Below are 11,680 nucleotides of genomic sequence, written 5' to 3'. Positions count from 1 at the left end.
TTCATCTACTGTGTTAGCTCAATCCCAAATGAGTGAAAGAACAAAAACAGGCTTAAATCTTTAGGCCGAAACAGTTATGTTCTGCTTGACGTGGGGAGTCATACCAACGCCCAAATAACAGGCTAAGTAATGGTTGGCTAAAATTGTGTAGCGAAGCGAAACGTAGCCAACTGTTACGTGTCCTTGTTGATTTGCTTGTTAGGCATACTTTCATTAAGAAGGCCAAATAGGAAACCCACAACAATAAATGCGGAATGTATATTCACTGGAAAGACAAAATACCTATGAAAACTAAATTCAAATTGAGTGAATATACCCATGTATAGAATAACTGTTATAAGACCTGAAAAACCAGTAACAAATTTAGCGTATTTAGTAATACCAAATTTAGAAGAAAGCCAAAGTATAGGGTGACAAATAAAGGCTAAAAACAAACTTATAATAAACAAAGCAAAGAGCCAAACTTGCAATGTATCACTTGCCCAAAACCAACCATGTTTAGCCCAAGCGAAAGATAAAAAAATGAAACAACCAATAGTGCCTAACAATATGACTTGAATGATAAATGATGAGGCTATGGATTTCATGTGTATGCCTAACAGCTTATTAGCGAGAATTCCGATAAACACCCCTAGGCGACTTACCAAAACTCAATCACTTTTAAGCATGATTTATTAATAATTTTAATAACTTAACAGCCATCATAATTTAAATCAATCGACTAAATAGTGGATAAAACCGAGAATTGAGATAACCGAGAATTAACTTGGGTCGTTATGTAAACTTCTTTTAAGCCAAAACGCTAACTTTTCAATGATATAGGATTGTTTGATTGGTAAACCCGAGAATTTTTGCTTTGTACATAACGAGAAGCAAATGCTCTCAATTGCAGCGTTTCAATTATAACTGTATATCCATACAGCTATATGTACAAGGTTAACAAGCTTTGGGGAATAACGTTTTAAAACCACCCATTCTATACTTCATTTATATTGACTCAGTTACAGCAGACCATTACTTCTATCTAACCCATTGCCTGCCGCAGGCTATCGTGCAAGCACGACTGTGACACGCTGCATTCTTTATATAAATCAAAAGGTCCCTGAAAGCTCGGCCATGACAAATAACATCCATGTTAAACAGCCAGTTCGGCATCCATGCCTCTCGCTCAGAGCGTTTCACACAGTGAAACTTCGCCATGTCATGGACGGTCACAGCCGTGCTTACACCGGAATTTTCATCTCTTCGAATTAACTGTATTTGTGTAAATTTAAAGAACTAGAAATATCTAGTTCTAATTAGCTAGAAGATTCAATTTGAATTGAGGACGCAGAGAAAATAGCGTGAGCCTGACAGGACGTCAGGCTAGCTTTCGAGGTGCAGGGATGCACCATAGGAAGCGCTAGCATTTTCGAATAAGTCAGAAGTTAGCATCAAACGAAGTTAAAAGCTGGATGATTCTCCGTTGGAAATTTTGCTGTTTAAATTTCGCCGGAGCTGCGGGGTGTTCTAAGAGGGAGTCGCAGTTCACTCCCTTTTAGTCTGGTGTGGGCGAAGCGCCACAACTTTGATTTTTTCAAATGATAACTTCAAAATTTGAAACAAGCTTTGGGGCAGAAATGTGTTGGCCACGCTAAATTGAAAATGGACATAAACGAGTTACGCCCCTAACCTATTATTGCTTGTTTAAAATGACCTTACCTTGTTTAGTAACCCTCTAAACTCTGACATCATCACAAGTAATGGTTTGTAGATAACTATCATTTACATTACTAAAACAGCTATTTTCATTACACACCCTAGTTTCTTGTTTTTGGAGAACTTCTTCAAATAAATTTCTAACTTCTCTTGCATTAGCGAAGTTATTAACCTTCACCTGTTTTAAATTTTCAAGCCTCTCTATCAACAAACTTGAAAAGTTACTTTCTAAGCTAAAACCATCATCAATACATAATTTCTCAAAAATTTGAAACAGTTCCTGTATAGAATAGTCATCGAAATGAATGGTTCGAGTAAAACGAGACTCCAAGCCAGGATTTGTCTCCATCAGCTCTTGCATCTCATTCGTATAACCAGCTGCAATTACAACTAAATTGTCACGTTCATCTTCCATCCGCTTTAATAGCGCTTCTATTGCTTCTTTTCCATAGTCATTACCATCACCTTTAAGCGAGTATGCTTCGTCTATAAACAAAACGCCTCCCAAGGCCTGGTCTATAATTTCGTTTGTTTTAGGGGCTGTATGACCAATATACTCACCAACTAGCTTTGAACGATCGCACTCAACAAGTTTGTTTTCTTTGGTAATTCCGAGTTCAAATAAAATGTTAGCAACAATCCTCGCTACAATAGTTTTACCCGTTCCAGGGTTACCAGAAAAAACCATGTGATATGACCTGTCTTTCCCTACCGACAAGCCACGTTTACTTCTCTCTTTTCGTAAACGAACTTCATTAATTAATGATTGCACTCTTGTTTTAACGGTATCTAAACCAATAAGCGTCATCAGCTCTTCTTGACCGTCATTACAGATATCGGCAACATCATTGTTGAATTTATCTGCGGTACTATTTGATTTATTATGAAGGTTATTTTCTCGGATAAAGTCTATAGCAGATTCAAAATCTAATTCAGCAGCTGAGTTTATCAACGTGATAGCTTTTTCAGAATCGATGTCCTTGCCATGCCCATAATAATAGTGAACACCCAACATAAACTTAGCCTCAGCACTTTTAGCGACTATTGGCTCAAGAAGGTCAAAAACTTTAATAAGGTTACTTTCTGTTGGACTAGAACTATAGATAAGAGCAAGTTTAACTCTAGCTTCAACATGTCCTTTACTCACAGATAGGCTCAAGAACTTAATTGCTTCTATTTGATTCTTTTTAACACCAATTCCATCACAAAAACAGAGTCCTAACATATACTCAGCTTCAACATGCCCGTTATCTGCTGCATCATAAAAATGGTTGAAAGCAATATTTTCATCTTCAGGAACGGCATCTCCTCTGAAGTAACACAACCCTAGACGATATTGCGCTTCTTGATGTTCATTTCGAGCAGCGTCCTTCAAGAAAGTAACAGCTTGAGCTTTATCCTCAATGACTCCTTCACCATGAAAGTAGCAATTCGCTAGCATAAAGCAGGCATCAGCAGAAAAACGAGACACATCTTTACAAATGGAAACAGCTAACGCTCTATTTATACATACTCCATATCCATAGTAAAAACACTCTGCGACTTTATACTTCGAGTCAGTGTCATTTACATCAGAACCTTTTGTAAAAGATTCAAAAGCAAGGGCATTATTACCTAGTTGTAAATAACAACAACCAAGTTGATAATAAGCCTCACCTTTAAATATAAATTCCACACCATCAACAGCTTCTTTATAATAAGTTAGAGCCTTAGCTCTATCTTCTTGAACACCACGGCCATGATAGTAACACTCAGCCAACTTGAAGGAAGCTTCATGGTTAATAGAATCGGCAGATTTCTTATAAAAGTGAGCAGCTTTTTCTTCATTTTTATCAACACCTTGGCCGCCATAGTAATAACAATCACCGAGTAAGAGGTAGGAATTGTAAATTTCCATTTCTGAAGCCTTTGTTAGATACTCCAGAGCATACTTTAAATTTTGTCCTTCAGTTTTAGCATAATAATAATATTCACCAAGATAGTAATTTACCCTTGTTGGATTATATTGTTCAACCAGTTTAAGTATATTTAAACCTGCAGGTTTCCATTTATACAAAGAGTCTTCTGCTAACTTAATCAAAGCATCACAGTAATCTACCGCAACTTGAGGTTTATAAGAAATACCTTCAGGAGTATCCGGAGCAATCACAATTGAATGGGCTCTAAGAATACTTGTTAGTAGATAACTACTATTTCTGTGGCCATTTAGGCAAGCATAATGGAGCCATTTTAATGATGAGGAAATACATGAAGAAACTCCTTCACCAAAGTGATATATTTTTCCTAAATAGAATTGTGATATAACGTGCCCCGCTTGTGCACTAACGACAAACCATCGAATAGCATCAACGAGCTTTTCGTCTCGGTAATACTGCAGGCCCAACTGGAATTGAGATTCAATATCACCAATTGCTGCACGCTCTAAAACTGACTTCTTTATTATTTTAGATGGAGGTAAATGTTTTACTTCCTTTTCAACAGTAGAGCTATTTTTTAAATGCGCTATTTCTGCAAATATCAGTGCAATTTCGTTCAATTTCTCATCACGACAAAGTGGATTTTTTTCAGCATCATGTAGAGCGTTAGCAAGATAAGATGGCAGGTTATATGCTGCATTGGCTGAGAAATCAAAAGTTTCATAAAAATAATCTGACATAGATTTAATCTTTATCAGTCTTCGCGCAGACAACTCTTTATGTAAAGTTTTTCTAGAAAAATCGCTCAGAAGTATAAATATTGCATCAATAAACTCTATTGTCTCATATTCGGTGAGTGAGCAATCAACTACTTGTGATTTTGCATCACTTTTAGCCAAAAGTATTGAGTATACAAGCACAAGGGTATGTAATTCCCATTTGTCGTTATGCTCTTCAAGTAAAGACTGTTCACTACCATTTTTAAGAATATTTATAGCCATATGTGCTGCAATAAATATATTGGCTACATGAGGAAAACATAATAACTCATCAGCAAGCAATCTCCTTTCTGAGAACCCTTCCCGTGAATAACGTAAAGCTGACAATGTTTGCATACACATTTCCTAAAACTATTGAACAAAAAAGCACTGAATATACTTAGAGTCATTGTAGTGACTTTAAGGCTGGCCACTAGATTATGAGTTACTAGCTGTAGGCATGTTACATAAGGTCTTATTCATCTCATCCTGAGTTACTTGAGTCTTGTAACCTTTTTTCAATCTAGCAAGCACTAAAGTATCTTCAACACCTGTATTTGCTGCTAACGCCTGAGTATCTAGTGATACAGTGTAAGTAAGCTCCCTTCTGAGCCGCATTACTGTTTCGATCTCTTCAAAATAAGATAGCTTTTGAGGAAATGATTCAATTATCTCAGTAGCCATAGCTTTAGCAATCGCAACAACTCCATCTTCATTAACCCATTGTTCAATTTCTTCCTGAGTTAATTCAGCATTTACAGAGCTTGATAAAAGTGACAATACTAATAAAATTTTTTCATTTTTACCTACTACCAAATAATGTTTACTGAGTAAGTCAGCAAGTTATGTAGACAGATAATACGTGAAGTAAGAAGTAAATTTGGAATATCACATATTCCATACAGCTTTTTTAGGGGGAATGTTAAATGCAGTTTCTATTATAGTGGCAAAGTGAATATTAACCTTTGTCCGTTACTGTAGTGGCTAACTAAAACTGGCCACTACATTAGAGCTTACCTAGCTTATTTTTGGACAATTCCGAGTTACGATGAACAAATGCAGCTGAATTTTCTGATAACTTATTCTATGCCAAACACATCAATTGACTTCAAAGTAGTGGCCAGTTTTGCTAAACCACTACATGACGACATAAGTCAAGATTTAGGCGTCCCTACGTGAATTTTAAGTCGATGTTGTTAGTATATATACTTGAAATACAAATGTGAGCACCTACAAAACAGCTTAAATGCTTAAAATAGCTATATAAAGCAATGCCTTAAGTTAAATTTCACTAACCATGTACATTAAATGTATTCTTAGTCACTACACGCTAAATTTACCTTATCAAGTTTTTATTTATTAGTACGTAAATAAATCTGAATATAAAGGCATAATGAGAATCTCAACATAGGTGCCAAAAGCTAAATAAATCTCACTTTAGATGGCCCATAGAATTTAAGCTGATTTTGCAACTAATTGAAAATAGGTAGAAGTATTAGGGCGAGATTCTCGACTTAAAAGTCCGTAGCCAAGTGCTCTATTCGATATGAACTTCGGTTAAAGCCAACTGCTGTTGTAAAAGTGTTTGTGGTTTTTAAATTATCTAAAACCAAATAAGAGATTTTCAATCGCAATATTCAAATGTCATAAATCTATTAGAAGAACTTGTTTGTAGCGATAATCGAGCTGGTTTGTTGTGATATTAACAAACAATCTAATGATGCTAGTATAAAAAAAGAATGTTGATAATTAATTATCAACATTCCTTATAGATAGATTGTTAAATAAACATATAACGATATTGTAGATTAAAAAATATTGTTTAATTTAATTAATCTACAAACAATGCTTGTGTTCAGAACTTGATGTCACGCCCCTCTGTTCGATATAAATCTATGCTTATTTGGGCACTATTTACTAAACGAGCTTACTTATTGAGTAAATAAACAGAGTCTATTTATTCTACAGAAGCCAACTTAACTACTGCGTCGTCTAAATAAATATCAACACCTACTGCGGCATTAGAAAAATACACCGAGAGCTCAGTTAATTCACAATCAGGGGGTGTAAATGTGCCACTCACTAAGGTCCAATCACTGTTTGATACAGTAACGGCTGGGCTTGCCTCGGTGTAAATCGGCTCTGAACCTTCACAGGTTTGCTTGATGTTAATGCTAACGTTTTCACTGTCAGAACCTGCAACTCTTATCCAACCGCTGATATCATAAGGGGTGTTTGCAACTCCTCGACCCAAAAAGTCGTAAACAGGTCCTTGCCAATCATTGGTACGAGAATTAACTAATGCTGATTTTTCACCTGTATGCGCAAAATCAGTACTTTCTTCAATGTTTGCCCCCCAAGTTGCCCAGCCATTTATACCCGATTCAAAGGTTGAATTGGTCAATAAGTTATCAGCGTCCACAGTAATGTCACTGGTAATAGACACGCTATCGATATAAATATCGACACCAATTGCGGGGCCATCAAAATATACAACGGCACTAGTTAGCGCACAATTTGGTAACACTAAACTACCGGTTAACTTTGTCCACTCGCCATTGGTAACCGTTATAGCACCATGTTGAGTGTAAGATGCATCAGCTTCTTCATCACCTTCACATAAGGTTTTTAAGGTAATGTTAAGCAGATCTTCATTAGTATTTTCAATGCGGGCATATGTGGTAATTTCATAGGTCTTACCGGTTTCAGCAAAAGGTTGTAAATTAAATATCGGGCCTTGCCAAGTCCCTGTTCTATCACTATGTAAAGCACTGCTATTACCTGTGTTGGCATAGTTTGTTGAGCTGGCTAATGTGCCGCCCCAAACTGACCAGCCATCAGTGTTTATTTCAAAGTCGCTGTTTGTTACTAAGTTAGGACCTAGATCTTTCTTTTCTTGATGAAAAGTAACGTCATCGACATAGATATCAATACCCACTGCAGGGCCTTCAAAATAAAGAATGGCATCGCTCATCGAACAGGTAGGTAACGTTACCTGCCCCGCAATTAAAGACCAATCAGTTGAGTTAGCCTCCGTAGCACCAGTGCCTAAGTACTTAACACCATCTGAACAGGTTGCACTAATTGTCGCTTTAACTTGAGCTAAACCTTCACTAATTGCCGTTCGAGCAAACAATTGGTAAGTTTGGCCTGACTCAACAAGACTCAAAATATTCGTTGATGGCCCTTGGTATTCTTGGGTACGCGCAGTACCGACTAGACTTTGGCTTCCAGCAAATACTTTGCTTGTGGTGATTGCAACTACTGATGTGTCGTAACCTTCCCACCCTGAAGCATCAATTTCAAAATCACTGTTAGCTAACAGGTTATCGCCAAATCCATCAGTGTTAGGCATTAAAGCTTGTGGTCTAAGGCTTACTGTATCTAAGTAAAAATCTTCACTTACATCAGCGCCTTCAACTGATAAAGTGGCGTTGACAAGCTCACAATTAGGTACGGAAAATGAACCTGATAATTGGCTAAACTCAGTGTTGCTGGCAACGGCTGAATTAACAACGATAGTGTTCGCTTCTTCAGTGACACATTCGAGCATTACATTTACAGAGTTTGCTAATGTTGTTTCGTTAGCATTCATAACCCAAGCTTCAAGGTCATAAACGCTGTTTACCTTAAGTAAGCTGGTGATATCAATGCTAGCTGTCGCTTTAGCATCTTCACTTGCTGAAGATAACAGCGATGTTATTCCATTTTGTTGATATTCAGTGGTTCTTGTCGTTGTTTCGCCTAAGGTTGTCCATCCGTCTGTGCCTATTTCAAAGTTTCCATTGGCAATTAAGTTTGGCATCACACCTGATTCATCAGCTTCAATACGCATAAAGGCATCAGCTATCGCAAAATAAGCCGGTTTTCTTTGGTAGTCAGCAGTGTATAAAAGTGGATCATCGGGTCCAAACTCGCCATCAATCCAACTATATTTGTCTGTGAACCCCCAAACCGTGACAGCGTCACAACGGTCAACATTCATACATGCATTGACTGCACGATGGTATACCTGTTGTTGAATAGCCAGTTTAGTCACTTGGTCCCATGGTAAAGCAGATAAACGCACATCAATTTCACTGATGTTAACGTCTAAGTCTAAATCAGCAAAACGTTGCAGGTTATCGGTCATTTGCTTGGTTGATGGTGCATTTGATGCATCTAAATGCATTTGAAAACCCACCCCGTGAATCGGGACTTCAGCATTGATTAATTCTGTTACCATGGTAAATACAGCATCAGACTTAGCATTGATGTTATCGATACTGTAATCGTTATAAAACAACTTCGTCTCAGGATCAGCAACATGTGCTCTAGTGAACGCATCAGCGATGTATTTTTTATCTAGCTTTTCAAAGAATACAGAGTCACGATAATTAGCATCATCACCCATTACTTCGTTTGCCACATCCCACGCATATATTTGTCCGCTATAACGCGCTGCCGTAGCATCGATATGCGCATTAATTAATATGGTTAAATCTTCAGCTGTTACATCACCATTAACAAAAGATGGTGCTTGGCGATGCCATACTAAAGCGTGGCCTTTAAACGCTATGTCATTTTCTTCGACAAAATCGATCATGCTATCTAAAGCGTCATAATCCCAAACGTCAGAGCTAGTATTTTGAATAGATCCCCATTTACCTATATTTTCAGGAGTCACATAGTTAAATTCTTTTTTTACAATGTCGATATAGTCAGTCTCGTTATTGCTTAAAACACCATGACTTAACGCAGTACCAATGCGTTTATTTGCTTTGTTTGCCGCTTCCACTAAATTAGTTACTAACGGATCGGGATCGACTTCCACGACTGGAGGCACTACTGGTATTGGAGGCTCAACGGGTGTTTTTTTGTCATCATCTGAACATGCCGACAATAATAGTAATAAAGGTGAAACGAGTAAGCTTGTCCTGGATAATTTAAATCTATCGTTTTGTATATTCATTTATATTTCCTGAAGAGTATTGTATTTTTAATTAGTCATTTTATAAAATCGCTTTTTATATTTTTACTATGAGGTAGCTATAAGTCTTTTTGACCATAAGCTTATGGTAAAGTAGACCAATTGAATGTTATTAACAATGAAAATAATCTCAAGTTAAGTTGGTTAATGGTGTTTTTTTGTTGGTTATCTTGGTGGGTTCTGTGACTTTTAGTATCTATTTGGTTGTTTTTCAGGCGTTTATTGGTGTTTGTTGAGGTCTAAACACTTAGAAGGTTTTATTTTAAATAATGTTATTTGAGGTCTTAACTTATTACTTTGACTAGAGCCGTTTGGTTTGTCGTTCGCTTTGACATTGTGAATTTATATAGAAATATTTTAAGGTTTTCCTGGTGATTCCCCCAAAGTTACCGTTTGCAAGTTTGACAATTTAACGAGATGACAAAGCTGCCTTTTATAGATTGAGCAAGGTGTAATTACCCTTTACTCGTTTTAATTACCCTAACCTATTTAGAATAAAACAACTCAACTATTACGGCTTTTTAGTCTTACTATTGTCTTTAAGTAATGATGTTCAACATGACTCCTTATAGATAGCCACATAAAAACCAGTAATAATGGATTTATCTTAAACATTGCAACCCTCTGTGTTGCAACGAGTTAAATACTAACTCTTTATGGGGCAAAATAATTTAGGCATAGGCTTTATTGACTTACTTATACTAAAGCTCCACATTTTTTCCTTAATACTGACGAAACTATACACTTTGCAAAAGTATAATTGATGCATCAAATTCATTTGGGTATACATTGATTATGTTTAAGGGAAAAAAGCAAAAAACAATTATTACAAGTTTAATTGTCGGCATATCGTTAACCTTAACAGCTTGTGAATGGGCTGAGGATCTGCTTGATGAAGTTAGCGATTCTACGAGTTCAACTGGCTATTACCAGTTTGTAAATTTAGTTCCCCAGTCTCCTATCATCGAATTTCTGGTCGATGATCAATCTATCGCTGAATTAGCATTCGGAGATGCTAGCACTATTGAGTCTGTAGCGAAGGACAGCTACGACTTAGGATTTAATCAAATTTTACCTAACTCCTCAAACGACGAATTCACTAGCAATGATGGTGTTAGTGTGTCCAACGATATAATTAGTACATATATAATTTATGGTGATACTGATGTGCCATCTTCGCTTACATTAACGACTGATATTTCAGAATTATTCGATGAAGATTTTGATGAAAACTATGATGCAATAATTCAGTTTATTCATTTATCAAACTCAGCATTTGATATCGATGTTTATTGGTTAAACGAAGGAGAAGATTTATTAAACAAAGTCGCCGATCACACTTTATCATATGAAAATTCGAGTGATGAAGTCGAAATACAATCAGGTATTTATAAATTGGTTTTAACTGAATCTGGTACAGATAATATTATTGCATCGAGTGACAGTATTACAGTATCAACTGGTGATGCTCAAATATTTGCGTTGACTAACTACCTAACTGCAGGTTCAGACGATCCTGTATATAGCATTATAAACATTGAAACAGACAGTGCTCGAGAACTCACAAATGAAGCGCAAGCAGCAAAAATACGTTTCTCACATGGTATCTCTGCTCCTGATTACTCAGACATTTTTCTCGACATTTACTTAACCGATTCAGATATCGATAACGAAGCCAACTTGATAGCTAATACATTAGAATTTGGTGCTTTGTCTAATCTAGTTGATATTGAAATTGAAAATGTAGATACGAGCGATACGCGCAGCTTTTACATAATGGATAGTATTAAAGAAGAAAAAATTGATACATTCAGCGTTGATTTACAGCCTAGTAGTCGCATGCTTATCTTAACATCGGGTGATACATCATCATCCATTACAGTAAATGATTACGAAGAAGAGCTTCGAATTATAGACACTCACGCGAAAGTTTTAATAAGCCACAGTATTGATGATATAAAAAGTGATGCTATTGATGTTTTGATTATAAATGATGGCAGTAACCCAGATACTTATTCTGCACAAATTGAACTCAGTTATATGGGCAATGCTGATTATGAATTAGAAAGTGGTGACTACGATGTTTATATTTATAACGCCTCAACTGGTGAATTAATTATTGAAACATCACTACGTGGTATTGAAAAAGGAGAAGTTGTGAATTTAATTGCAACTGACTACACCTACGGTGGTACACCTTATCAGCTACACACCTATTACAACGAATAAAAGCAATATAGCTCAGAAATCAGAGCGGGGCCATGCGCCCTACTTTGACCTAACATCCTATAAATCAATGACCTATAGTTAAGTAATGAGTATCTTTCTGTGATTACTCT

The 11,680-nt window shown here is 36.5% G+C and carries 5 protein-coding genes; 1 reads left to right on the top strand and 4 read right to left on the bottom strand.

Translation table 11 applies throughout. The features are described 5' to 3' along the window. Positions 1 to 173: 173 nt before the first annotated feature. The 4 genes from L2737_RS16505 to L2737_RS16490 all read right to left on the bottom strand — a co-directional run bounded on the left by L2737_RS16505 (position 174) and on the right by L2737_RS16490 (position 9,323). Entirely contained in the window at positions 174 to 587 is a 414-nt protein-coding gene (locus tag L2737_RS16505) for a hypothetical protein (protein WP_248956437.1), read from the bottom strand. A gap of 1,130 nt (positions 588 to 1,717) precedes the next feature. Continuing rightward, positions 1,718 to 4,729, bottom strand: a complete 3,012-nt coding sequence (locus L2737_RS16500) for an AAA family ATPase (RefSeq protein WP_248956436.1) — start codon at positions 4,727 to 4,729, stop codon at positions 1,718 to 1,720. Between the two features lie 81 nt (positions 4,730 to 4,810). Next, the gene (locus L2737_RS16495; protein WP_248956435.1) at positions 4,811 to 5,188 is read right to left on the bottom strand and encodes a hypothetical protein; all 378 of its coding nucleotides are present in this window, start codon (positions 5,186 to 5,188) and stop codon (positions 4,811 to 4,813) included. A 1,141-nt stretch (positions 5,189 to 6,329) separates the two neighbouring features. Then, complete coding sequence (locus tag L2737_RS16490) at positions 6,330 to 9,323, bottom strand: endo-1,4-beta-xylanase (RefSeq protein ID WP_248956434.1); 2,994 nt, start codon at positions 9,321 to 9,323, stop codon at positions 6,330 to 6,332. An 813-nt stretch (positions 9,324 to 10,136) separates the two neighbouring features. Between L2737_RS16490 and L2737_RS16485 the strand changes: the two genes are divergently transcribed. Further along, positions 10,137 to 11,570, top strand: coding sequence for a DUF4397 domain-containing protein (locus L2737_RS16485; protein WP_248956433.1), 1,434 nt, complete (start codon positions 10,137 to 10,139; stop codon positions 11,568 to 11,570). The last annotated feature ends 110 nt before the right edge of the window (positions 11,571 to 11,680 follow it).

Origin of the sequence: Shewanella electrodiphila, from assembly GCF_023283985.1 — a bacterium.
Lineage (GTDB): Bacteria > Pseudomonadota > Gammaproteobacteria > Enterobacterales > Shewanellaceae > Shewanella > Shewanella electrodiphila.
Note: the sequence above shows the minus strand (reverse complement) of the source record. Positions and strands in the feature narration are given on the sequence as shown.